This is a genomic window from Effusibacillus lacus (assembly GCF_002335525.1).
Lineage (GTDB): Bacteria > Bacillota > Bacilli > Tumebacillales > Effusibacillaceae > Effusibacillus > Effusibacillus lacus.
The window spans coordinates 92,337-114,248 of the sequence record NZ_BDUF01000106.1 but is presented as its reverse complement, the minus strand read 5'-3'; the positions used below and the strand labels follow the sequence as shown (position 1 = coordinate 114,248).

The following is a 21,912-nucleotide window of genomic DNA, read 5'->3' as shown; positions in this document are numbered from 1 at the left end:
ATTAGGCTATTGTCGGTAATGTATATGAGGTTGGGGCGACAGCCAATGTGACGAAGTTTCGGTATTTTGCCGTCAAAGAGTTTGGCGGTAAACATCAATTGGAAGGTGAAGTCATTCAAGCGATATGTTTTGATTTCCTCTCGAATACAACGATAAGCGCCCCGGTAACTTGGTATGTGATTGATTCGGATGTTGAGGTGAGATGTTGCCAACCGCAAGTCCTGACTTTTGAAAAAAGAGAAACAGCAGAGAAATTCGTGAAGGGATTCGGTGGGAACATTTACTCCTTTACAGAAGCGATTGATCGAGTCCGCATCAAAATGAAGCATCAAGAGCCGCCTTGCGGCAAAGGATAGGGAGAAATGGAGGAAGAATCGTGCTCATGATTGCAATTGCTTTAATTTCCATCGGGGTTATGGCCGGATATACAGCATACTTGACATTTCGGCATAAGCAAAAACTAACATGTATGGCTGCCATGATGGTTGCTATGACTGCTTCCATGATGTCGAGTATATTGCTTGGAACTGTTCTTGGCATTTATACAAATGGACAAATGCTTATCCCAACAGTATTGGCTGTTTCGGCAGGCTTGGCAGTGGGGTATGTTACTGGAAGACCCGTAAGTCTGATGGCTGCTATGGATGGAATGGTTTCTGGAGTAATGGGAGGTATGATGGGAGCCATGCTGGGTGTCATGGTCCGACTCCAATCTCCTATGGTAGTGATCGCGTTTGTAAACCTTATCTATTTTATCGTAATGGTATTATTGGTGAAATTAATCCATGAGGAAGTGGGAACTACCGAACGAGCAGGAAATCAATTCGCTGAAAGAACAACTGTTACTTCTTCGAAATTAAAATGGTACATTGTTCCATTGACGTTTATCCTCTTGATCCTGGGGGCTAAAGCATCAGAAACCGGTGCCTTGTCAATTGAGAACCTTTTCGGGAATACCATTGTATCTACTAAGACAGAGTCCCCTGGAGAAGTTAAAGAAAAAAACGGGTTTCAGATAGTGGATGTCATCGTTAAGAAAGACGGGTATTCACCTGAAGAAATAAAGGTGAAAGCTGGAGTCCCGGTTAAGATCCATTTCAAAAAAGACTACGAGGGCGGCTGCCTCTCCTATGTATTGATAAAGGATTTTGACATTACTCAGAAACTGCAAACAGGGACAACAACGATCGAGATTAACCCTAAAACATCAGGGACTTACAAGTTCACATGTGGAATGGAAATGTATGAAGGTACTATAATTGCTCAGTAGATTACACCATTGATGAAAAATCACAAAATGTGATTAAAACGCTTATATGAAGACCCCCTCATATGATTTAGAAGGGGGTCTCATCATATTCAAATCCGCGTAGCTTGGACTGCCCTAATTAGATAATCAGTTTCGCGACGCATGTGATCGGCTAGGGAGGGTGGGAAATTCGCATGTCCGCCGGGGATTCTACAAGCACGCATCTGTTCGAACGTGTTCTCTAGATACCTTCTCCAGGAACGGGATAGTTGCAAGGTGTCGCGGTTGAGTTTTCGAATGTTCCCCTGTTCGTCTTCCACTTCATTTGCCTGTTCCCTCAGGTTTTGAAAATCCATTTGGAATCTTTCCGCTTCCCTAATAAACCTTTGTTGCCCTTTGGTTAAAAACGAGAAGCTAAGATGAAAGGCGTGTTCCATATGAATGCGGGACCAAAACAGCGTTTCTTCGAGGGCGATTTTCTTTCGTTGGGCAAGCGGCATTGTAGAAATTAATTTTATGGGGACAGATTTGAGACGTCCCGTACCATCTGGTATACCGACGCGTCTGCGGGTGAATGTCAGTTTCCCTTTACTTTTCCGAAGGATAGACCGGAAAAAGTCAGCTTCCCGACGTATGTGATCGACCCAATTTATGTTTCCCCGTTGATGCAGGTAAGGGTTATCACCCATGGAGGATAAAAGAGGCAATCGTCTATGAACCGTAAACGAAACAGTCCCTCTCAGACTGGACTTCTATTGACATATCCCCCATGGGGGGATATGATTGAGAGTGATTTTGACTTCAAGGAGTTGGACTTATGTCTCATTCGCCATCACAGAATCACAGACATTCAGAACAAGATCATCACCTCCAGCGCAAACGTATCGTCAATCGTTTGGCCAGAATTGAAGGGCATGTTCGATCGATCAAGCAAATGGCATTGGACGAGAGAGATTGCGGAGATCTCTTAATTCAGGTGGCTGCTGTTCGATCAGCTCTGGATAACTGTGGAAAACTGATTTTGAAAGATCATTTGGAAGGATGTGTGATGGAGGCGGCAAAATCAGGTAATGAGCAAGAGGTACTCAAGCAGTTGGAGGAAGCATTGGACAAGTTCATTCGGTAGACGGGAGAAGTTCAATGAAGACAGAACCACTGAAACAAGATACCGGCCGCCAGAGAAAGAACAAATGGAAAGCGATTCTGGCTTTGGCTCTTCCCGCGATAGGCGAGACTTTCTTTCAATCTATGGTAGGATTTGTTGACACATTCTTTGTTTCCAAACTGGGACTTGTCGAAGTAGCGGCCGTGGGGGTAACCAACGCGATTTTGCAAATTTATTTTTCCGTTTTTATGGCATTAGGCGTGGCGAGTACCGTGATGATTGCAAATCAGGTTGGTGAGGGAAATATCCCTCGGGCACGTCATATAGCAAAGCAGTCTATTCTGCTTGCCGGCTGGATCGGACTATTCTTTGGAATCATAACATTTATTTTTGCCAGTCCCATTCTTAAAATGATGGGGGCTGCAGAAATTGTGCTTGAACCGGCTGTCATTTACTTCCGTACAGTAGCGACCCCCTCAATTTTCATCTCACTAATGTTTATCCTGGGTAGTGTTCTACGTGGGGCTGGGGATACAAAATCTCCAATGAAGGTTAGCCTATGGATCAACTTATTGCACATTCTCTTAGATTATATTTTGATTTTTGGTATCGCTGGATTTGGTGCCCTTGGATTGTTGGGAGCCGGATTGGCAACAGTGATCGTGAGGTTGCTGGGAACAATTCTGCTGTGGAGGGCTCTTACCAAATACCCGGTCGGAGCATTTTCTTTATCAGGGTGGAAGATAGACAAGGAGATAATCAAAAAATTTCTTAAGCTTGGCGGTCCGGCAGCCGGTGAGCGATTGAGTATGCGAATTGGACAAGTGATTTATTTTGGCATGATCCTTAGAATGGGCACTTATACATATGCAGCTCATCAACTTGCGGGTAATTTTACGATTTTCGGTTATATGGCAGGCTATGGACTAGCCACTGCCGCCACAACATTGGTCGGGCAAAGCCTGGGTGCAAAAAAACATGACGAGGCCAGGGAATATGCGAAAGCCTCCACGTTCATTGGAATGTTTCTGTTAACAGGTATTGGGATCATGGTTTACGTATTATTGCCATGGGTCATTCCTTATTTCACAGTAGATACCGCTGTTATAAATCAAGTGCGGATAGCTCTGGGGATAGACGTTTTTAACCAAGTCGCGTTGGCAGTTGTACTCATTCTGACGGGTGTATTGCAGGCTGGCGGCGACACGAAATATCCTATGTATACGACTACAATCGGTATTTGGGCTTTCCGTACATTTGGAGTCTACTTACTGGGCGTATATCTGGGATGGGGACTAGCCGGTGTATGGATCGCCATCGGCCTTGATAATGGTTTAAGAGCCATTTTATTATACTTACGGTTTCGATCAAATCGTTGGATCCAGATTTCGGGTTAAAATCCAAGATATGCCACTTCTCTTGACCGGAAGAAGTGGAGAAAAAGGTTGCACTGGAATAATGCAGCCCATGAAAAACTGCCATTTTTTGCTGGGTGCATCCGTGGTTCAAAAGACCTCCCAAATTGACTTCGGATGATCGTGCCGATAGATTTTCGCCATCATACCGCCTTGGAGATCTTGTCCAGCACCGTTACATTCGTTCCAAATTTGCACATGGCGTCGCAATCGCATCTCAGGTCGGAAAACAAGTTGCTTCCGCTTCAATGACTTTCTCCGCATTTTCGGCAATCACAATTCTTCCGGTACCAATTTCGAACAGCAATCCGGCAATTGCTCCCAAATCCTTTGACAAAAGAGAACGAAACTCCTCATTTGCTTCCAGAATCCCTTCTCTCATTTCAAGATAAGCAGTCCAGGACCCAAGTTTGATTTTTTTGTTGAAAAGTGAGTTGAATCCGTTGACAATCGCCGTATTAAATGGCGGAAACAGAGTAGGGTGAAGAAAATACAGAATGTTGGCTACAGCCGGCCCCAATCCCTTAATCTGAAGCCGATCCAGTTTGAGTATTTCTTCGATGATTTGCTTTTCGGTTGTTGCTTGGGAGCACGCCTTTAAAAATCTTCCAAACGCCAATTGATTTGCTTCGTTTTCATAGATATCGGGGATCCGCAATTTCGGTTTCCAGAAAAACGCATGAGCCGCACCTTCAAACATTTGTTTCTGTTCCGAAATGGCGGTCACAACGATTTCGAGGCTGGATCCTTTAAAATCATTGCCAAATGTGCGATTTTCGATGTCGCGAATCACGTCGTTCAAACCGTTCTTGATGGTACGAAACGCTTTGAGACGATCTTCCCCGTTAAGAAACCAAGTATGATAAACCGATTCGGGATCGTTCCGAAAGTCGTGAAGGATCTTTTGAAATTCTATGATTTCCATGGCAGCCTCCCGGAAAATTGAATATGACATGTACTCATTATAACGAGTTATGGAAATAGAAGGAAAGGTGAATTCGCATGATTTTCCCGGATTTGACTCAGAACAGATTCAGTTTGCAGCAGGAGCTGTTCAAACACAAGAACTCCACCCGCCGCCCCTTGTTTCATAATCCATTTGTCGTCACGACCGTATGGGGGGCGTTCTTCTTCGGTTACAATCAGTAGGTTTCAAGGTAGATATCGGGAAGGAGGAAGGAACTGGTCGAGGATGCTCAGGCTTCCAAGGATCCGGGATTTTAGCAAATGGAAGGGGAAGAATATTTAGAAATGGACAAATAGGGGAACATGCGCTATGTGTTCCCCTGATTTTTGTTGGCCGATTCAACCATGCTTTGTGTGTCTGTAGTGAATGACAGTGTGTTGGACTTTTTTGTTCCGGGTTTGGATAAAGTATTGCAAATCTAAAGCTATAATTCTTATGTTTCTTCATAAAAAATACACATTTCAGTTTTATCTTAAGCAGAAAGAGGGGAGCGACTTGAAAGTGGAGGGAAGGGACACGTTTTCGAGTATCTTAAAAGGTTTGGCCGTTACTTTTGGCATCTTGATACTATTTATTCTCTACATGATTTTTGCAGGTAACGGAATGCACAATATGAACAATATGTAAGGAGGACATCTATTGTGAAAAAGGGAATTTCTTTACTTCTGGTCACTATTCTTACAGCGGGACTTCTTACAGCATGTTCAAGTAACAATGATCAAAAAATGAATGATAAGAACATGCCGGGCATGGATCACAGCAAGATGCAAAATGACAAAAAATAAGCTTAACCAGTAAGCCCACACTTCTGTGTGGGTTTTTCACTAAACCATTTCTGGGGGATTCAAGATGCAGAAGAAAAAATCAATAAGATTGTATGCGGGGATCCTGTTTATCGCTTTGCTGGTACTAGCTGTACTTGCAGGGGTGCAAAATACAGGCAGAATTGTGAAGGACATCTCCTCTCCCGCCAATACTCAAAACAGCAAGCAATCTGATGTTGCTTCTTTACCCCGAGCAGGGTATACAGCGCCTGATTTTACTTTGAAAGATTCGAACGGTAACGAGGTCAAACTGAGTGAACTCAAGGGAAAAAAGGTTTTCATTAATTTCTGGGCTTCCTGGTGTCCGCCTTGCAAGGCCGAAATGCCGGATTTAGTGGAGATGAGCCAGAAATACAAGGATCAGATAGCCTTTTACGGCATCAATTTGACTGTGCAAGATAATGAAGAAGAGGCCAAAAAGTTTATTCGTGAATTCAAAATTGGGTTTCCCACTCTTATGGATCGAGACGGAAGTGTTGCCAAACAGTACCAAGTTTTTGCAATTCCGATGACTGTCACAATTGACAAAAACGGAATGATTGTCGATCGCCGAGACGGTCAATTGTCCAAAGTGGCTATGGAAGGCATGATTCAGAAACTGATGGAGAGATAAACATGGCACTATTGGATACCTATGTGAAATTGGGGTTGTGGTCGATATCCTCTTCGTGGATTGGAATACTGACCGGTTTTAGTTTGGTCTTATGGCTGATTAAACGGGAGTTAACTCGGGCAGGATTGGACGGTGCCAAAGTCCAAGATACGATTTTTGACAGTGTCTTTTATGGGATTTTAGCGACCCTTTTGGCACCGCTGCTCTTTATCCCGAAAGAAGTCTTGGAGCGTCCCTTTCAGATTCTTTTGGGCGGCACAATTCCTTACGCCACTTGGATTGGGTGGGGAATTGGAATCGGATATTTTGTAATCAGATTCCGGAAACAACCGATCCCTATTTTGACGTTGTTGGATGTTTTGATTCCTGCATTGTTTGCCGGATGGAGTGTTTATTCCATATTTGTGGCAGACTTTGGAACGAGAACGGAGCTTTTTTGGGGAGCTCGTCTTCTTGAGGGCATGTATCATCCTGTAAATGTCTATAACGCTATATTATTTGCAGTTAGCAGCTGGCTACTCGCAAAAAAAATTCCCATACAGCCCTCAGGAGTAAGAGGAGCACTAGGTCTTATCATTTTAGGAACGGGCGGCTTGTTGATTTCTCTGGTCGATTACAATCCAACTATTTGGTTATTTTTGACACCCCCACAGTGGGGATTCGTGCTATGTGCAGTTGTCGGGATCTTACTACTTGCTAAAACCAATGCTCGGTCATGGATACATGATAAGGGTAACGCAGTTGAGGAGTAGAGGTATGAGACGGGTACAAGCAACGGTTGCGCTTTAGATCAAATCATAATTGAAGCGTCAATAATGCCGCATTAAAACAAAACTAGCGTTAATTGGTTCGCCGAAACATGAATTCCCTACTCTATTGTTTGAATTTCTGTTGATCCTCATCTGGGTCAACGGATTGGGGACTTTATACGGATACTATTGGTATAAGAATCAATTGCTGACCATTCGCAAAAATACGTCGGTCAATCATCCGTTGAGTCACTTAAATAATGGAGGGAGAAAGGAGAGTGCAGGAGATGAAATCAAATAATAAAATGGTTCAAAAGATGGCGCTTGTTTTCTCATGGTTTTCCTGTCTGGCCTGACTGGCTCCTTTATTGATTTTGCCGCTCGGTCTGAGTGGGATCGCGTTTGCAACCAGTGCGTTTTTCTTTAAATACCAATACCTGTTCCTTGGGTTGGCAATCGGCTCACTGGTATTAGCTTATTTTATGGCGTGGAAGTCCAAGTCCTGGCGAACGACCTCAGGTGTCATCACATTAGGTATATCTACGGTTATGACTCTTTTTTCCATTTCGTATCTTTTCTATGTAAACTACGGATTGTAAAATAATAAGACTTAAAACGTTTAAAGGGGGATTAGGATGAAACGCTGGTTGATTGTGCTTTCACTTCCTCTTTTTCTCGCTGCTGGAACTGCGCTTGTGTGGAATAAAGTGGGTGATTCTCGCGAAACAACCGACAATTCGGGGAAGGGGTATTTCTGTGATTTGGAGTCTCCCTTAAATTAAGCAAATAATTCTTGTGAAATGGATTGCGAAATTTTGTAAACAGAAATATAATCACTGTAACTACCTTGGGGGGGTAAGGTATTTCTGATCTGGAGGTGTGGCGATGGAAAAGAACTCCGATAAGTATAAACCTGCGCTGAACTATGACTGGCTAACCAGATTTTATGATCCGTTGATTCAGTGGACATTGCGGGAAGAAACCTTCAAATCTCAACTAATTCGACAAGCACAGATTCAAACCGATCATCATGTCCTGGATCTTGCATGTGGCACCGCTACTTTGACAATTTTGATTAAAAACCGCTTTCCGGAAGCAACAGTCATCGGACTGGATGGAGATCCGAAAGTACTTGAAATAGCAAGAGCCAAACTGGCAAAAGAACAGCTTGACATCCCGCTTGATCTGGGTATGTCTTTTGACCTTCCTTATACAAACAATTCCTTCGACCGTGTCTTATCAAGTCTTTTCTTTCACCATTTGACTCGCGAAAACAAGAGTCGAACCTTGGCTGAAGTCCACCGGGTTCTCAAACCAGGGGGTGAAATTCATATAGCCGACTGGGGTAGACCTCGAAGTGCACTGATGCGGACAGCTTTTTTCCTTGTTCAAATGCTGGATGGTTTTGCTACGACAAAAGACAATGCAGACGGGTTAATTCCACAGTTGTTGCTTGAGTCCGGATTTATAGAAGTAAGTGAAACTGTCCAATACCCTACATTATTCGGCCCTTTATCTCTCTATAGCGCACGTAAGCCCGACTAGTATCCGCACTGCAAAATTGAAAAGAACTTCTTTTATCATAAGGGACCGTAAACATTACACTTTTCGATCATGTGTGCGGGACAGAAAAATCAACCTGTATAGTCGAACCTAATCTGTATCGCTTTCACATCACACGCTGTTTGATCCATGAAACCTTTAGGGATATGGGGTACCTTGGTTGACCGAAGTGTTTTGTCATTCCGATGAGGTGGTGTTTAACGAATATACACCGGATATGAAGTTCCACCGTGGGGATATTGAAGTGAATCCAATTGCCCGTGGGACTTCACAATGTGCGTTAATTTTTGAAAAAGTGCAAGTATAATACCTAGACAGATCAGATTTTGAAAAAACTACGGAATAATGAAGGCCAGATTCGGAGTGTCCAAAAAATGATTTATTCTGGATCATTCTCCGTCATCTTGTTGAGATAGGTAAGGTAAGATTCTTTTACGAAAGGGTTGTCCTCAAAAAAGCGAACCAGGCCCGAAATGCAGAATGCCGTGTGTTTGCTGATATGATGCTCGATTCCTTCCGCTTCTTCATAAATATTTTCTTCATGAACCCCGATTACCCGTAAAAAATCCTCAAGTATCTGATGCTTTTCAGCCATTGACTTTGCTATCTTCTTGCCTTTCAACGTCAAAATGATGCCACGGTATTTTTCGTACTTACAGAAACCCCTTTCGTCAAGCTTCTGGATCATCTTTGTTACCGCAGGAGGGTTTACGTTTAGGGAGGAAGCGATATCCATAACTCGCGCGTACCCTTTTTCTTCAATCAAGCCGTAGATCTTCTCCAAATAATCTTCCATAGCCGGAGTAGGCAAGATCCTTCCTCCTTTCGAACAATTCGCGTTTATATTATAGTCCGAAACCTCGTTCATTGTCATTCTCCCCGCTTAAAAGAAAAAGGAAGACAACGGATGTCTTCCTTCATTATCAACTTGAAAAGATTATTTAATCGACAGGTTTGCAACCATCCCAGCTTCTTTGTGACCTGCCAAAGTACAAAAGGTTTCCAGGGTCATTGGTTGGTCAGCGACAAAGGTCAGTGCTTCTTTTTGACCGGGCGCGAGTGTACCTGTTTTTATATTGAGCCCATGAACCACAAAATCGTGGGGATAAGCACCTTTATTTATTATAGAAAGCTGGACGGTTTCCCCCTTATTTAGAGTGATATTCCGAGGAACTATTTCCCATTCTTTCAACTGTATTTCCACATGTTTGCTTTCTGTTTTACGGTCTGCTTGAGCCGATGACAGTGTATTTTTGCCCCAATACACCGTTAAGACTCCCATCGCAGCAAAGAGCAATACGAATAGCAGACGGGTATACTTCTCTTTCAAATTCATATCTATCCCTCCGATAACCATAGCGGATCTTGTTAACAGAAGAAAACTTTTTTAGACAAAGCGATTTATGTTTCCTTTAGCTAAATTATATGGAATTACTTCAATTTTGGATACTGTTCTTAGGGAAAAAGTTGCGACCAACGAAATTTTCCTTAGAGAAACAATTTTTTCTTTACAAAAAAAAATTCACTTTATACAATAAAAGTTGTACAAAGGAAAAAAACTTGCATCAGACAAAATTTCCCGCATATAGTGATTAACAAAGAAAACAGGGAGGTCTAACAACGTGAAAGCGGAGAAATCTCTGTCGCGTCGCTCCTTTTTAAAATTAGGGAGTTTTGGAGTTTTAGGGGCAGTTGCGGCAAACCTTATTCCAGACAAATGGCAAGGTCAGGTGAGCGCAAACGGAAGCCATGAGGGTTCATATAAGGATCACAACGCTCATAAAGGGACCGGGACTCATGGCGCACCTTCTTTGTCCGGATCTTATGACCCGAAGGTAGGAGGGCTCGATCCTGGTCATTTCCTTACTTCCTTCGATTACGGAAATGTATCAATGACGGCTGATGGCAGAACCGCCAGGGAGTACCAGATTGTTGCGGAAGATAAAGAAGTTGAGATTGCACCGGGAGTGAAATTCCCAGGTTGGGTGTTCAATGGTCAAATCCCGGGTCCGACATTGCGTTGTACGGAGGGTGACTTGGTACGTGTGCATTTCACCAACAAAGGATCACACCCGCATAACATTCATTTTCATGGAATGCATCCGTCAGGAATGGACGGAATTGATCCGATTCCGCCCGGCGGCACATTTGTGTACGAATTCACGGCAGAACCGTTTGGTCTGCATCTGTATCACTGCCATGTTTTACCGTTCAAGAAGCACATCAATCGTGGGCTATACGGAACATTTATCGTGGATCCGAAGACACCGCGCCCTCAAGCACATGAGATGGTCATGGTAATGAACGGTTATGATCTGGACGGAGACGCAGAAAACGAATTTTATACGGTAAACGGGGTTGCATTCTATTACCATTCCTATCCAATTGAAATAAAACAAGATGAACTTGTCCGCATCTATTTAGTGAACATGACCGAGTTCGATTTACTTAACTCGTTTCACCTGCACGGAAACCTGTTCCATTACTTTCCGACCGGAACCAGTCTCACCCCGTCTGAGTACACCGATACAATCATGCTTACTCAAGGACAACGGGGAATTCTCGAGTTCAAATACAAATTTCCGGGAACCTATATGTTCCATGCCCACCAAAGTGAATTTACGGAACTCGGCTGGTCTGGGTTCTTCCAGGTGAAATAGGAGGTGGAATCGATGCAGAATAAAGGCGTTTGGATTGCGCTAGGGTTACTTCCGTTGATCTTGTTGGCCGGTTTGATCGGGGTATTTGTAGTCAAGGGAACTGGTATTGAAGCGGAACCTGCTGCTCCCGTTGAAGTGATTGAGTTTCAGAAAGTAGTGCTCACGCCCAACTCGTTTGATATTACATTACGTAACAGCGGACCTGGAGAGGCAACCGTTGCGCAGGTACTCGTGGATGATGCAGTATGGAATGGATCTATGACTCCAAGTCAGACAATTCCAAGACTAGGAACTGCTAATCTGCAGATTCCCTATCCTTGGGTGGAAGGGGATCCGTATGAGATCAAGTTGATCACCAGTAACGGGCTGATTTTTGCACATGAGATCCCTGTGGCAACGGCGACGCCTGAACTGAGCAGGGAAACCCTATGGAGTTACAGTTTGATCGGCCTCTATGTAGGTGTTGTTCCTGTGGCTCTCGGTTTGCTTTGGTTCCCGTTTGTAAGGCAACTTGGCAAACAGGGTATGCATTTTCTTCTAGCCATTACAATCGGTTTGTTGATGTTCCTGCTGATTGATACGGCATTAGAAGCGTGGGAAGAAGCGGTAGAAACACCCCGAGGGTTCTTTGCTCAACCTTTAGTGATTCTGATCGCCCTAGCGACATTTCTTCTGCTGCAACGACTGGGGGAGGCAGGGGAAAACAAGGCTTCGGGCCTTCGCCTTTCGTTCCTGATTGCATTAAGTATCGGTTTACACAACCTTGGTGAAGGACTGGCAATTGGTTCATCGTTTGCTGCCGGGGAAGCTGCCTTAGGAACATTCTTGATCATAGGTTTTACGTTGCATAACATTACTGAAGGATTGGGAATTATCGCTCCTCTTGCCAACCAACGTCCCTCGTTCCGCTATTTTGTGTTGTTAGCTCTCTTGGCGGGCGGTCCCGCAATTGTGGGTACATGGATCGGTGGAGCCGCAGCAACGCCTCTCTTCATTGCGATTTGCCTCGCAATTGGTGCAGGTGCGATCATGCAAGTGATTGTAGCGGTCAGTCAGTTTATGCGCCAAGAGGTCACTTCTAAAATAAATTGGTTGTCCTGGTCGAATCTTTCCGGGGTAGGTCTTGGTTTAGCCATTATGTATGTCACGAAAGTATTTATCTAGGGATACTGGACAGGAGGAGGTTTCATTATAAAGCCCGTGATCACATATGCTCACGGGCGCTGAAACATGTATTAAAATGAAAACTCACCGCCAAATGTCTGGTACAAAAGCAACCCATTCAAACTGATGACTATGAAGGCGATAAGGTAAGCCAGGAAGTTCACAATAGGCTTATTGGCAAATTCACCCATAAGTTTCTTTGACCTGGTAAACAAGATCAACGGGATGATGGTAAAAGGAAGTTGAAGAGAAAGCACGACTTGCGAGATGACTAATGCCTTGAGTGCATCTACTTGCATACCGATCAAAACCAATGCCGGGAGCATGGTAATCAATCGAGTCAGGAAGGGGGAGATTTTAACCCGCATAAAGCCTTCAAGGATTGATTGACCAGCCATCGTGCCGGTTGTCGAAGACGAAAGTCCGGCGGATAGGAGAGCGATTCCAAATATCAAACTGGACGCAGCACCGAGTAGGGGTGTGAGTGTCGAATGTGCTTGTTCAATTGATTCCACTGCAATTCCGTTTGAAAAAAACACAGCGGCGGCCATGATAATCATTGAAGAATTGATAAACCAGGCAAGATTAAGCGCGATGGCAGAATCAATTTTCGTCATTCGAAGCAGATTGCGGTTATGTTCTAAATTCCCCGGTATTACTCGGCTTTTAATGATGTCCGAATGCAAGAAGATGTTGTGGGGCATTACAGTCGCCCCCAACATACCGATAGCAACCAATATACTGGCAGAATCAATACTGGGAACAAAAATGCTCCTACCAATCATTGTCCAATCCGGTTTTGCCAATATTAACTCGATGACGTATCCGATTCCTACCAAGGCCACCATGGAAAATATAACGGCTTCCACTTTTCGATGTCCAAATTTTTTCAACCACAGGATCCCAAATACAGCTATGCCTGCGATTAGTGCGGCAGGAAACATCGGGATACCCAGCAGAATCTTAAAACCGATGGCAGCGCCAAGAAATTCTGCGAGGTCGGTAGCCATTGCAGCGAAAGTAGCCATCCCCCACAAAAAATACACTACCGGTTTGGGAAAATGCTCCCTGCAATTCTCGGCAAGGGAACGGCCGGTTGCAATTCCGAGTTTGGCAGCCAAGACTTGTAAAAGTATAGCCATCAGGTTCGATAAAAGGAGTACCCATAAAAGTTTATATCCAAAGCTGGAGCCGCCGGCGATGTTGGTAGCCCAATTCCCCGGATCGATGTACCCGACAGAGACAACAAAAGCAGATCCCAGAAAAGGGATTATTTTGCGAAATGAAAAAATCTTGGCTCCTGACAGAACTGGAAATGGCAAACGCTCAGTTATTGCGGCCTGTTTTATACCATCCATGTCGTTCCCCTCTTTCTGTCTACACCTTATGATCTTTTTAACCAATTAGTGCTTGGAAAATCTATTGGAAAGCAGAAAAATATTTTATAGAAACTAAAAGAGTTTCCTTAGTCAAAATTTTATCTGTTTTCCTTTTTAGGATCAATTGATATAACCCTTATAACGCAGAAAAACCTTTACTTTCTTTTGACTCCATTCCTACGGGATAAATACCTACTTTCCAAAAGCCGATGAAAAGACTCGATGTGGGCGGTATAAGTTTGAGGGACCGGGTACACCCGGTGAAATTCCTTTAAAAAATGTTCTATGGCGGGATATTTGAATTGAAGACTGACGAGAATAGAGACAGAATGAATATTAAAGGAGTTCAGTAGAGTATGTGTATGGGCATGGATTCTATGATGCAAATGTCCCCGGCGATGATGTTTGGCGTGGCAGCATTTTGGGGACTTGGAATCGCAATTGGATTAGCCCTGCTGGCAGGAACTTTCTACTTAATTTGGCGATTCATTCGCGCAATTGAGAAACGAAATGAAAAACTTTGACGAGTTCCATCGCACCTGTGGCGATGGTTTTTTGTTTCATCAAACTTTCATCACATTTATTTAGTACAATGTAAGAGTCAGTTTTCCATGAACAATAATGAGGGATTGCCATGAAGAAATTTCACCTGCTCGTGGTGGATGACGAATGGAATATGCGAAATCTCCTTCGTATCTACCTGACGAAAAATGGCTTTGAAGTAACTGAGGCAAGAAACGGTAGAGAAGCTTTGGACTTAATCGAAAATTATCGGTTTGATTTACTCATTCTCGATATAATGATGCCAGATATGGATGGTTGGGAAGTTTGCGAAAGAATTCGTGAAACCAACCTGACGCCCATTTTGATGGTAACTGCGAGAACCGAAACCAAAGACAAGGTTTATGGATTAAATCTCGGGGCCGATGACTATCTGATCAAACCTTTTGATCCGGAGGAGTTAATCGCCCGTGTTTTCGCATTGATAAGAAGAGCCCATCTGTCCAAAAGAATCAGTACCGATAACAACATCATTGTACATCCTGGGATGACGATTGATCCTGAAAGGAGACAGGTCTTGATTCAAGAGCAATCCGTTGATTTTACTCCTAAGGAATTTGACCTTTTGTATCTGTTGGCGGTGAATCCGCAGAGAGTATTCAGCCGGGAAATTCTATTGGAAAGGGTTTGGGGACAGGACTATTTCGGGGATATTCGAACTGTGGATACCCATGTGAAAAATATCCGGGAGAAGTTTCGAAAGGCCGGGTTGTCCTATGTTCCCATTCAAACTGTCTGGGGAGTCGGCTATAAATTTCAGGGAACTGATGAGCGTACATGAGATGGAATCGGATTGTTGTTAAATTAATCGGCGCCATTCTTTTGCTGTTTCTTGTCGTCCTGCTGCCACTGGGGTTTGTCATCGACAGGATTTTTTCCGGATTTTATTACCGTCAGGTACAGGAAGAAATCGATGGACTGTCTTCCCGATATGCTCAATCAGTTGCAGTAACCCGGGACTTAATGACGGTTAACATGATTGAGATGATGGCCAATTTTTCCGATGTAAAACTGTACATTGCGGATGTAGATGGCAGAGTGATTGCAAGTTCCGGGGTACCGGGTATTTCTACAGGCTCCTTTATATCAGATGAGGAGATACAAGCTTTATACTCCGGAAATTCAATTTTCAAGGAATACAAAGCACCTGCTGCAGGAGAGCATTTTCTGGTGGCCGGCAAACCCATTTTAAATGGTAATGCTTTTTACGGCGGGGTATTTGTATTGTCTTCCATCGAAGGTATTAATCAATCTGTTGCCAAAATCCGTAAGTTATTGATTCTTTCCGGAATTGGCGCGTTTTTCCTTGCATTGGGGTTCACGTATGTGCTTTCAAGGAGGTTATCGGATCCCCTGCTTCAGATGGAGCGGGCAACACGACAAATCGCGAAAGGAGACCTGCATGCCAGAGTTAAGGTAGCGTCCGGGGATGAAATCGGTTCTTTGGCTAAAGCAATCAATGACCTTGCGAAGGATTTGCAAAGGTACCGTGACACCCGCAGCGAGTTTTTCGCCAACATCTCCCACGAACTCCGGACTCCCATCACCTATTTGGAAGGGTATGCAAAGGTTTTAAAAGAAGGGCTGTATCAAACAGAGAAAGAGAAGGAGCAATACCTGGATATAATTTATCAAGAATCACTGAGACTCTGCCGATTGATCCATGATTTGTTTGAACTCTCGAAAATGGAAGAAGGGAAAATCAGTCTGAATCTTGAGTGGATTGATCTTCGGGAAGTGTTGGAGAACTCCGTCCGAAAAGCATCTTTAAAGGTGAAGGCCAAAGGGATTGGAATTCACCTCACGACTGCGGAAGATTTGCCTCTGATTTGGGGAGATGGTCTGCGGATGGAGCAGATTTTTATAAATTTGATGGATAATGCAATCCGGTACACAAAACAGGGGAGGATTACTGTCGAAGCGGGGAGTGTCAATTCGGGATCCGTGCGGGTTTCAATAGAGGACACAGGAATAGGGATTCCGGAAACTGAACTTCCGTATATCTTTGAGCGCTTTTATCGTGTTGAAAAATCCCGATCCAGGGAACATGGAGGAACCGGGTTAGGACTCGCCATTGTCAAGAAGTTGGTGGAACTTCAGGGGGGAAGAATTCGGGTTATCAGTGAACTGGGAAAAGGCACCCGATTTGAAATCCAGTTTCCTGTTAAGCACGACGGAAATCCGGAGGAGGCGAGATTGTGAAATGGATTGAGTGGGTAATCGCTATATCGTTAGTGGTTATAGGTGTTTCCTGCTTGACAATGGCTGCAACCTCGATGACAAATCCAGATTCCCTTCGCTCCTATCTCACTACATTAGTAAAGATCTGTATTTGGACTGCCATTCCAGTTCTGGTTGCTGTTACGGCTTATTTGATTTTTAAGCAGAAGAGAGGTGATTCATAATTTCCTAAACTTCATAATTTCATCACAAATTCATCAAAGATTGAACAAAGTTTTTTTCTATACTGTCTTTGTCCTGATATCAGGATGAGGAAGAATGGAGTGATTCAGATGAAAAAGAAAACAATTTTCGGGGTATCATTAGCCCTTGCGGCAGCAGTGATTGCTGGACAGATGGCACTTGCTCAAGAAGAGGATAACAAATCCATCGGCAATATGAAGAAGATGATGGAAAACCAGAACATGACGAAAATGATGGAAGGCATGAACACCCCCGAAGGTCAGGAAATGATGAAAGCCTGCAGCAAATTCATGGAGTCCAATAGCAACAAAACGGGTACTAAAGAAGAACGGAAAAACTAACACTCTGGCTTAGGGGAGAGGGAAACCGGATGAAGAAATTGCTTGCACTCACTTTTGTGACAACAATGGCTTTTGGGGGAACAGCGTTTGCTGCGGGTTCGGACGTTGCGGAATGCGCTGCTTCCGATCAATGTCCCGTGATGAAGTAAAAAAATAAAGTGGCATGCTTTTAGTAATTAAGGCATGCCGTTTCTTTTTTATCTCTAAGAAAGTTGGTTTAAAGGTTGCATTAAAAAACAACATATTATAATATTTTGGTATGATATATATTAACAAATTAAAATATATAGATATTTTGATACTTTGATGAATTGGAAGGAGGACTTTTGTGACGGAACCCGGTAAAGAAATTCAACTGATTCAATCCGAATTATACGCCAAATTTTTTCACGGTTTATCAAATCCAACCCGATTCCGAATTGTAGAAAGTCTTCTTGACGGAGAGAAGAGCGTAAGTGAACTGGTAGAAATATTAGGGGCTAATCAAAGCCAGGTGTCAAATCAGTTGGCATGTTTGAAGTGGTGCGGTTATGTGACTTCCCGTCAGGAAGGCAAGTACATTTACTATCAGATTGCGGACGAGCGTGTCCGACAAATTCTGGAGTTGGCCCGCCAAGTGGTGGCCGATAACGCAGCCCATATAAACAGTTGTACAAGAATGTAACATAAGTCGCATCAGGGAGGGAGAAAATAGATGAAAGAAAAATTAGCCAGTATAGGTTCGGTACTTGCAGCTTTCTTTGCAGGTGTTTGCTGACTCGGTCCTTTAATTCTGATACCGCTTGGTCTAAGCGGTTTGGCTGGCACTTTGGCAGTAGCTTTTGCGCCGTATCGATGGTGGTTCATCGGGCTGACAATTGTTTTGCTTGGGATTGCCCATTTCATAAATTATCGCCGCAAATCAACAAGTCCGGGTTCCAAGCGACTTCTATGGATTTCAACCTATTTGGCACTTGGTATGGTACTTTTCACAATTTTAAACAAAGGGATCTAGGAGGATGTTCATGAGGGTTCCGTTTCGTACAAGCGTGTTGTTGGTGGCGGGAATCTTATTTTTTACGGGATGCAGTTCTTCATCCGGTCTGAAAAACTCCTCCCCTGTTCCCGCAACAAACGCATCAAACGCTCAACTGGCCAATACGACATTTACTGTAACGGGAATGACTTGAGCAAGCTGTCCGATCGCCGTGAAACAAGCGATCACTAAAGTGGCGGGTGTACAATCCGTAAATGTGGGTGAATTGCAAAAGGATGGAAGCGCTACTGTTGAGGTTTCCTATAACCCGGATCAAACAAAGATCGAACAGATCCATGAGGCAGTCAAGAAGCTGGGTTATGGAATTCAATAAAAACCGTGGAGGTAATGAAAATGGCAGAACAGAAAGTAAAAGTTTTCTCAAGCCCCGGCTGAGGACCTTGCAAAATGGCGAAAGAGTTTCTTTCGTCCAAAGGAGTCGAGTTTGAAGTTGTCGACGTTACGGAAGATCCGCAAGCAATGGATGAAATGCTTAAGATTTCAGGTGCCATGGCGACACCTGTGATAGTCATAGGGGATGAAGTGATTGTCGGATGGGACCGCGGCAAAGTGGAGAGAGCCTTAAAGTTATAAAGAAAGCGGTGCAAGGATGGAAACTATTTATTGTCCGGTTTGTGAGAGGAATATCCCGATTCCGCAGGGGAGTAAAGCAGGCGATATTGTACTTTGCCCAAACTGAGCGGGAGTCTCTCTCCGGCTCGTAGAGCAGGATAGCAAATTGCACGGAAAGATCATAAAAAAAGCGTCTTGTCCGATTTGCGATCAAGAGGTTGAGTTGCCTGATGATGTGCAACCGGGAAACAAAATAAACTGTTGCGGAAAAGAGTTTATCGTTACTTACGAATGGGGTTCGTACGCGTTGGAATAAAGAAAGTATGGTATGGAACAAGATTGTTAAAATACCCTTGCGTCAAAATGTACGCAAGGGTATTTTTAATGGTACGCCCAGTTTGCATTTATTCCGGTTTATCATTTGGGTCCGGAGTAAAGTTGGGTTTATATCCTTCATAGTTCACCAAGGTTACCATACCGGCAGCCGCGTGGTGCAGATCGTGGCAGTGGAACATCCAGTTCCCCTCATTGTCGGCCAAGAATTCCACCTCATATTCCTCACTGGGACGAATATTTAAGGTGTCCTTGGAGGGAATAGAACCTTTAACCGGTTGGCCGTTTTTCGTCAACACCTGGAAGAAGTGACCGTGTAAGTGCATCGGATGGTCAACTGTTCCGCGATTCACAAACTTCACCTTGACCCAGTCTCCTTTTTTGACAGAAAGGGGTTGGGTATTTGGGAATGTGAGTCCGTTGATTGTATAAATTTCATTACCCGATTTGTCTTTCACGTTATCCAGGACCATTGTGTATTCCAGATTATACTTGTGCTCAGCGGGTTGGGTTTTCTGACCGTATGCCATAATGTCAAAAGTCGGAAGATCCCCTTTGTTCTTGTGTTCCAGAGTTACAGAGTTTTTGCTGGACAGCACTTTAACCGGAATCTGAATGTCACCTGCAGCGGGGGAATCCGCATGGTCATCAATCAGAAAACCGCCTTCCGTTGCGATAAATTCCAAATCGTAGCGTTCACCCGGAGCCACAGCCACTAATTGATCCGTTACCAATACTGGATCTTGAACTGGCTGACCATCTGTATTTGTCACTATAAAAGGTTGATTGCCCAAATGGATTTTATGGGTTTGGAAACCGGCGTTCACCAACCGGAGTTTGATGCGTTCACCTGCTTTCACTTCAATAGGTTGAATCAGCTTGCCTGCGGTTCCGTTGACAGTAAACACATTGTACATTTGCTTCATCATGTCCTCATGGGATTCTTCCTTTTTATCAGAAGCGGTTTGATTGGAACCTCCCATGTTACTGTGGTCCATACCTGATATGTTGTTGTTTCCGTTGCCCATATTCATCTTGCTATGGTCCATTCCGGACATGCCGCCGCTTCCCATGTTCATGTTGCCGTGATCCATTCCCGCCATCCATTCGTCAAAGGCAAGTGTAATGTCACGGTCGTATTTAACGGTTGCATTTTTGGGTACTACAATGAAAGTGCCGTATAACCCCTTGTCAACCTGTTCCACACTCTTCTGATGCGAATGGTACCAGTAAGTTCCCGGTGTTGTTACAGTAAACTCATAGGTAAAGGATTCGCCCGGTTTGACGGCGTTCTGAGTAACTCCAGGAATTCCGTCCATTGCATTTGGAACGGGGAGTCCGTGCCAATGGATACTTGTCGGTTCGGGAAGCTTGTTAGCCAGTGTGATTCGTACTCTGTCGCCTTCCGTCACACGAATTTGGGTGCCCGGGACGCTTCCACCGAAAGTCCAAGCGTCAACCGAAGTCCCGTCCTTGAGTTTGATATTTTTCGTTTCAGCGGTAATCTCAAACTGTTTCACTGTTTGACCGTTTTCTTCGACCACTTTTGGTTGTGCCACAGTTTGTTTATTTGACGATGTCATGGAAGAACCGGCAAAGTAGTAGATGCCTCCGGCAATGGCTAATACGCCAAGTCCTCCAAGAATCAGCTTCGATTGTTTATTCATTCTCATTGACCTCCATGTTGTTATCTAATAGTAAGTTTAAAACACAATTATGGAGGTTTGATGAAGATAACGATGATTCCTTACGCTTCTTGGTTTGGCTGGACAATTGGAGTTGGGTATTTTGTATTCAAATTTCGCAAACATCCCATCCCTATTTTTACGTTGCTGGACGTTCTGGTACCGGCTGCCCTTGCCGGATGGGGCGCGTACTCCATACTAGTGGCGGACTATGGGACTAGAACTGAACTGATTTGGGGAACCAGTCTGTCGGATGGAACTTACCATCCTGTCAACATCTATAAAGCTGTCCTATTTGCCCTACACGTATGGATATTGGTTAGAAAAGTTAACGTAGAAAAAATTGCCGAAGTGGTACAATCGTATCTTCAGCGGGAAGGATATGAGGTTGACATCGTGGGCAGCGGAGAAGAAGGAATCAGTAGTCATGAGGAAAAACCGTATGACCTGATCCTCTTGGACCTTATGCTGCCTGGCATTCCGGGGGAAGAAACATGCAAACGCCTCCGTTCTCTGTCGCGTGTCAGCATTATCATGCTTACTGCCAAAACATCTGAGCAAGACAAAATAGAAGGTCTCTGCCTCGGAGCGGACGACTATGTTACAAAACCGTTCTCCCTAGGAAATACAATCATCTAATTTTTTGCATAGAAAAAGGGCAGGTAGAGGTTGACCTTTACCTACCCCAGTCACTTCGCTTTGGATTAGGCGACCATTTTGCGGCATTCTTCCGCACATTTACGACACATTTCTGCGCATTTTTGGCAGTGCTCATCCTTGAACATTTCGCAATGTTTGGCGCAAGCGTCACAAATGTTGGCGCAAAGCCCACAGATTTGTTTTGAGTACTCACTGGTTCGAGACATATAGCGGGAAGCGAGTGCGCAAATATCCCCGCAGTCCCGAAGAGTTTGAACACATTTTGTCCGGTCATGAACATCCGGTTCATGTAGACAAGCCGTTAGGCACTCCTCGCAGGCTTGCATACATCGGTTACAGGCTTCGATACAGGCTTGAAGTGCGGTTGTGGAAAGTGCTCCTATCATGTGAATCCCTCCTGCTATAAGTTGTAAAGTCATACAATTCTTGGGTTACTATTGCCGAAACGAAAAGCTTTTATTCGAAAAAGCTATTAGAGAACCGGGGAGAATCTTGGAACCAGTGGTAAGATACAGCAAACCGACCGCGTTGGAAGGCGCGGTTTTTCAATTTGGATTTCTTCAATGAAACTACACATTTCTCTGCTATGGTAAAAAAGAAATTCTTATTCTTCTGATAGGTCAAGTTCCTTT

Annotated in this window: 30 protein-coding genes; 23 read left to right on the top strand and 7 right to left on the bottom strand. The window is 44.0% G+C overall.

What is annotated here, in order from left to right; genetic code table 11:
- Nucleotides 1-47 precede the first annotated feature (47 nt).
- Together EFBL_RS22005 and EFBL_RS21510 are read left to right on the top strand one after the other, a co-directional pair.
- A complete protein-coding gene (locus EFBL_RS22005; protein WP_096183690.1) occupies nt 48-356 on the top strand; it encodes a nitrous oxide reductase accessory protein NosL in 309 nt (102 codons plus the stop codon).
- Between the two features lie 26 nt (nt 357-382).
- Nucleotides 383-1,270 (top strand): cupredoxin domain-containing protein, encoded by an 888-nt coding sequence (locus tag EFBL_RS21510; protein WP_231705869.1) that lies wholly within the window; start codon nt 383-385, stop codon nt 1,268-1,270.
- Between the two features lie 89 nt (nt 1,271-1,359).
- Here EFBL_RS21510 and EFBL_RS22000 read toward each other — a convergent pair whose 3' ends face one another.
- Nucleotides 1,360-1,749, bottom strand: a complete 390-nt coding sequence (locus EFBL_RS22000; protein ID WP_165912545.1) for a DUF2935 domain-containing protein — start codon at nt 1,747-1,749, stop codon at nt 1,360-1,362.
- A 317-nt stretch (nt 1,750-2,066) separates the two neighbouring features.
- On the opposite strand from EFBL_RS22000, the gene EFBL_RS17865 reads away from it, so the two are divergent.
- Both EFBL_RS17865 and EFBL_RS17860 read left to right on the top strand, forming a co-directional pair.
- Complete coding sequence (locus EFBL_RS17865; protein ID WP_096183686.1) at nt 2,067-2,375, top strand: metal-sensing transcriptional repressor; 309 nt, start codon at nt 2,067-2,069, stop codon at nt 2,373-2,375.
- 14 nt (nt 2,376-2,389) lie between these two features.
- The gene (locus EFBL_RS17860; protein WP_096183684.1) at nt 2,390-3,751 is read left to right on the top strand and encodes an MATE family efflux transporter; all 1,362 of its coding nucleotides are present in this window, start codon (nt 2,390-2,392) and stop codon (nt 3,749-3,751) included.
- Nucleotides 3,752-3,986: 235 nt separating this feature from the next.
- On the opposite strand, the gene EFBL_RS17855 is transcribed toward EFBL_RS17860, so the two are convergent.
- Nucleotides 3,987-4,694, bottom strand: a complete 708-nt coding sequence (locus EFBL_RS17855) for a hypothetical protein (protein WP_231705867.1) — start codon at nt 4,692-4,694, stop codon at nt 3,987-3,989.
- Between the two features lie 683 nt (nt 4,695-5,377).
- Here EFBL_RS17855 and EFBL_RS20755 point away from each other — a divergent pair.
- The 6 genes from EFBL_RS20755 to EFBL_RS20740 all read left to right on the top strand — a co-directional run bounded on the left by EFBL_RS20755 (nt 5,378) and on the right by EFBL_RS20740 (nt 8,792).
- On the top strand, nt 5,378-5,521 hold the full coding sequence (locus EFBL_RS20755) for a hypothetical protein (protein WP_165912544.1): 144 nt from the start codon (nt 5,378-5,380) through the stop codon (nt 5,519-5,521).
- A 64-nt stretch (nt 5,522-5,585) separates the two neighbouring features.
- Entirely contained in the window at nt 5,586-6,173 is a 588-nt protein-coding gene (locus tag EFBL_RS17845; protein WP_096183680.1) for a TlpA family protein disulfide reductase, read from the top strand.
- A gap of 2 nt (nt 6,174-6,175) precedes the next feature.
- Nucleotides 6,176-6,925, top strand: a complete 750-nt coding sequence (locus EFBL_RS17840; RefSeq protein ID WP_096183678.1) for a hypothetical protein — start codon at nt 6,176-6,178, stop codon at nt 6,923-6,925.
- A gap of 632 nt (nt 6,926-7,557) precedes the next feature.
- The gene (locus EFBL_RS20745) at nt 7,558-7,704 is read left to right on the top strand and encodes a hypothetical protein (RefSeq protein ID WP_172899745.1); all 147 of its coding nucleotides are present in this window, start codon (nt 7,558-7,560) and stop codon (nt 7,702-7,704) included.
- 103 nt (nt 7,705-7,807) lie between these two features.
- Nucleotides 7,808-8,467, top strand: coding sequence for a class I SAM-dependent methyltransferase (locus EFBL_RS17835; RefSeq protein ID WP_096183676.1), 660 nt, complete (start codon nt 7,808-7,810; stop codon nt 8,465-8,467).
- 178 nt (nt 8,468-8,645) lie between these two features.
- The gene (locus EFBL_RS20740; protein WP_165912543.1) at nt 8,646-8,792 is read left to right on the top strand and encodes a hypothetical protein; all 147 of its coding nucleotides are present in this window, start codon (nt 8,646-8,648) and stop codon (nt 8,790-8,792) included.
- A 72-nt stretch (nt 8,793-8,864) separates the two neighbouring features.
- On the opposite strand, the gene mntR is transcribed toward EFBL_RS20740, so the two are convergent.
- Both mntR and EFBL_RS17825 read right to left on the bottom strand, forming a co-directional pair.
- A complete protein-coding gene (gene mntR / locus EFBL_RS17830; RefSeq protein WP_231705866.1) occupies nt 8,865-9,296 on the bottom strand; it encodes a transcriptional regulator MntR in 432 nt (143 codons plus the stop codon).
- A 126-nt stretch (nt 9,297-9,422) separates the two neighbouring features.
- Complete coding sequence (locus EFBL_RS17825; protein WP_165912542.1) at nt 9,423-9,821, bottom strand: cupredoxin domain-containing protein; 399 nt, start codon at nt 9,819-9,821, stop codon at nt 9,423-9,425.
- A 286-nt stretch (nt 9,822-10,107) separates the two neighbouring features.
- On the opposite strand from EFBL_RS17825, the gene EFBL_RS17820 reads away from it, so the two are divergent.
- Together EFBL_RS17820 and EFBL_RS17815 are read left to right on the top strand one after the other, a co-directional pair.
- Nucleotides 10,108-11,145 carry a multicopper oxidase domain-containing protein gene (locus tag EFBL_RS17820; RefSeq protein WP_096183672.1) on the top strand — a complete coding sequence of 346 codons (1,038 nt, stop codon included), beginning with the start codon at nt 10,108-10,110 and terminating at the stop codon, nt 11,143-11,145.
- Between the two features lie 12 nt (nt 11,146-11,157).
- Nucleotides 11,158-12,309, top strand: a complete 1,152-nt coding sequence (locus tag EFBL_RS17815; RefSeq protein WP_096183670.1) for a ZIP family metal transporter — start codon at nt 11,158-11,160, stop codon at nt 12,307-12,309.
- A 71-nt stretch (nt 12,310-12,380) separates the two neighbouring features.
- Here the strand turns inward: EFBL_RS17815 and EFBL_RS17810 are convergent, their stop codons facing one another.
- Entirely contained in the window at nt 12,381-13,667 is a 1,287-nt protein-coding gene (locus tag EFBL_RS17810) for an Nramp family divalent metal transporter (RefSeq protein WP_096183668.1), read from the bottom strand.
- A gap of 377 nt (nt 13,668-14,044) precedes the next feature.
- Between EFBL_RS17810 and EFBL_RS20735 the strand changes: the two genes are divergently transcribed.
- The 10 genes from EFBL_RS20735 to EFBL_RS21990 all read left to right on the top strand — a co-directional run bounded on the left by EFBL_RS20735 (nt 14,045) and on the right by EFBL_RS21990 (nt 18,918).
- Nucleotides 14,045-14,212, top strand: a complete 168-nt coding sequence (locus EFBL_RS20735; RefSeq protein ID WP_165912541.1) for a hypothetical protein — start codon at nt 14,045-14,047, stop codon at nt 14,210-14,212.
- A 110-nt stretch (nt 14,213-14,322) separates the two neighbouring features.
- Nucleotides 14,323-15,030, top strand: a complete 708-nt coding sequence (locus tag EFBL_RS17805; RefSeq protein ID WP_096183665.1) for a response regulator transcription factor — start codon at nt 14,323-14,325, stop codon at nt 15,028-15,030.
- Nucleotides 15,027-16,451: a sensor histidine kinase gene (locus tag EFBL_RS17800; protein ID WP_096183663.1), complete on the top strand. Its 1,425-nt coding sequence runs from the start codon at nt 15,027-15,029 to the stop codon at nt 16,449-16,451. The genes EFBL_RS17805 and EFBL_RS17800 overlap by 4 nt, the downstream gene beginning before the upstream one ends.
- A complete protein-coding gene (locus tag EFBL_RS17795) occupies nt 16,448-16,654 on the top strand; it encodes a hypothetical protein (protein WP_096183661.1) in 207 nt (68 codons plus the stop codon). The genes EFBL_RS17800 and EFBL_RS17795 overlap by 4 nt, the downstream gene beginning before the upstream one ends.
- A 108-nt stretch (nt 16,655-16,762) precedes the next feature.
- Nucleotides 16,763-17,014 (top strand): hypothetical protein, encoded by a 252-nt coding sequence (locus tag EFBL_RS17790; protein ID WP_131927703.1) that lies wholly within the window; start codon nt 16,763-16,765, stop codon nt 17,012-17,014.
- 328 nt (nt 17,015-17,342) lie between these two features.
- Entirely contained in the window at nt 17,343-17,678 is a 336-nt protein-coding gene (locus EFBL_RS17785; RefSeq protein WP_096183657.1) for an ArsR/SmtB family transcription factor, read from the top strand.
- A 340-nt stretch (nt 17,679-18,018) separates the two neighbouring features.
- Nucleotides 18,019-18,183: a hypothetical protein gene (locus EFBL_RS20730; RefSeq protein ID WP_165912540.1), complete on the top strand. Its 165-nt coding sequence runs from the start codon at nt 18,019-18,021 to the stop codon at nt 18,181-18,183.
- A 12-nt stretch (nt 18,184-18,195) separates the two neighbouring features.
- Entirely contained in the window at nt 18,196-18,363 is a 168-nt protein-coding gene (locus EFBL_RS17775; RefSeq protein ID WP_096183653.1) for a cation transporter, read from the top strand.
- Nucleotides 18,364-18,383: 20 nt separating this feature from the next.
- Complete coding sequence (locus tag EFBL_RS17770; protein WP_481779601.1) at nt 18,384-18,623, top strand: glutaredoxin family protein; 240 nt, start codon at nt 18,384-18,386, stop codon at nt 18,621-18,623.
- A gap of 145 nt (nt 18,624-18,768) precedes the next feature.
- Nucleotides 18,769-18,918, top strand: a complete 150-nt coding sequence (locus tag EFBL_RS21990; RefSeq protein WP_103143252.1) for a sulfonate ABC transporter — start codon at nt 18,769-18,771, stop codon at nt 18,916-18,918.
- Nucleotides 18,919-19,006: 88 nt separating this feature from the next.
- Here the strand turns inward: EFBL_RS21990 and EFBL_RS17765 are convergent, their stop codons facing one another.
- Nucleotides 19,007-20,602 (bottom strand): multicopper oxidase family protein, encoded by a 1,596-nt coding sequence (locus tag EFBL_RS17765; RefSeq protein WP_096183648.1) that lies wholly within the window; start codon nt 20,600-20,602, stop codon nt 19,007-19,009.
- Between the two features lie 60 nt (nt 20,603-20,662).
- Between EFBL_RS17765 and EFBL_RS17760 the strand changes: the two genes are divergently transcribed.
- Nucleotides 20,663-21,259, top strand: coding sequence for a response regulator (locus tag EFBL_RS17760; RefSeq protein WP_231705865.1), 597 nt, complete (start codon nt 20,663-20,665; stop codon nt 21,257-21,259).
- A 65-nt stretch (nt 21,260-21,324) separates the two neighbouring features.
- Here the strand turns inward: EFBL_RS17760 and EFBL_RS22135 are convergent, their stop codons facing one another.
- Nucleotides 21,325-21,666, bottom strand: a complete 342-nt coding sequence (locus tag EFBL_RS22135; protein WP_096183646.1) for a four-helix bundle copper-binding protein — start codon at nt 21,664-21,666, stop codon at nt 21,325-21,327.
- Nucleotides 21,667-21,912 lie beyond the last annotated feature (246 nt).

Coding starts and splice junctions, on each gene's coding strand:
- EFBL_RS21510 (WP_231705869.1), top strand. CDS start 383: ATGATTGCAATTGCTTTAATTTCCATCGGGGTTATGGCCGGATATACA.
- EFBL_RS22000 (WP_165912545.1), bottom strand. CDS start 1,749: ATGCCGCTTGCCCAACGAAAGAAAATCGCCCTCGAAGAAACGCTGTTT.
- EFBL_RS17865 (WP_096183686.1), top strand. CDS start 2,067: ATGTCTCATTCGCCATCACAGAATCACAGACATTCAGAACAAGATCAT.
- EFBL_RS17860 (WP_096183684.1), top strand. CDS start 2,390: ATGAAGACAGAACCACTGAAACAAGATACCGGCCGCCAGAGAAAGAAC.
- EFBL_RS17855 (WP_231705867.1), bottom strand. CDS start 4,694: ATGGAAATCATAGAATTTCAAAAGATCCTTCACGACTTTCGGAACGAT.
- EFBL_RS17845 (WP_096183680.1), top strand. CDS start 5,586: ATGCAGAAGAAAAAATCAATAAGATTGTATGCGGGGATCCTGTTTATC.
- EFBL_RS17840 (WP_096183678.1), top strand. CDS start 6,176: ATGGCACTATTGGATACCTATGTGAAATTGGGGTTGTGGTCGATATCC.
- EFBL_RS20745 (WP_172899745.1), top strand. CDS start 7,558: ATGAAACGCTGGTTGATTGTGCTTTCACTTCCTCTTTTTCTCGCTGCT.
- EFBL_RS17835 (WP_096183676.1), top strand. CDS start 7,808: ATGGAAAAGAACTCCGATAAGTATAAACCTGCGCTGAACTATGACTGG.
- EFBL_RS17825 (WP_165912542.1), bottom strand. CDS start 9,821: ATGAATTTGAAAGAGAAGTATACCCGTCTGCTATTCGTATTGCTCTTT.
- EFBL_RS17815 (WP_096183670.1), top strand. CDS start 11,158: ATGCAGAATAAAGGCGTTTGGATTGCGCTAGGGTTACTTCCGTTGATC.
- EFBL_RS17810 (WP_096183668.1), bottom strand. CDS start 13,667: ATGGATGGTATAAAACAGGCCGCAATAACTGAGCGTTTGCCATTTCCA.
- EFBL_RS20735 (WP_165912541.1), top strand. CDS start 14,045: ATGTGTATGGGCATGGATTCTATGATGCAAATGTCCCCGGCGATGATG.
- EFBL_RS17805 (WP_096183665.1), top strand. CDS start 14,323: ATGAAGAAATTTCACCTGCTCGTGGTGGATGACGAATGGAATATGCGA.
- EFBL_RS17800 (WP_096183663.1), top strand. CDS start 15,027: ATGAGATGGAATCGGATTGTTGTTAAATTAATCGGCGCCATTCTTTTG.
- EFBL_RS17790 (WP_131927703.1), top strand. CDS start 16,763: ATGAAAAAGAAAACAATTTTCGGGGTATCATTAGCCCTTGCGGCAGCA.
- EFBL_RS20730 (WP_165912540.1), top strand. CDS start 18,019: ATGAGGGTTCCGTTTCGTACAAGCGTGTTGTTGGTGGCGGGAATCTTA.
- EFBL_RS17765 (WP_096183648.1), bottom strand. CDS start 20,602: ATGAATAAACAATCGAAGCTGATTCTTGGAGGACTTGGCGTATTAGCC.
- EFBL_RS17760 (WP_231705865.1), top strand. CDS start 20,663: ATGAAGATAACGATGATTCCTTACGCTTCTTGGTTTGGCTGGACAATT.
- EFBL_RS22135 (WP_096183646.1), bottom strand. CDS start 21,666: ATGATAGGAGCACTTTCCACAACCGCACTTCAAGCCTGTATCGAAGCC.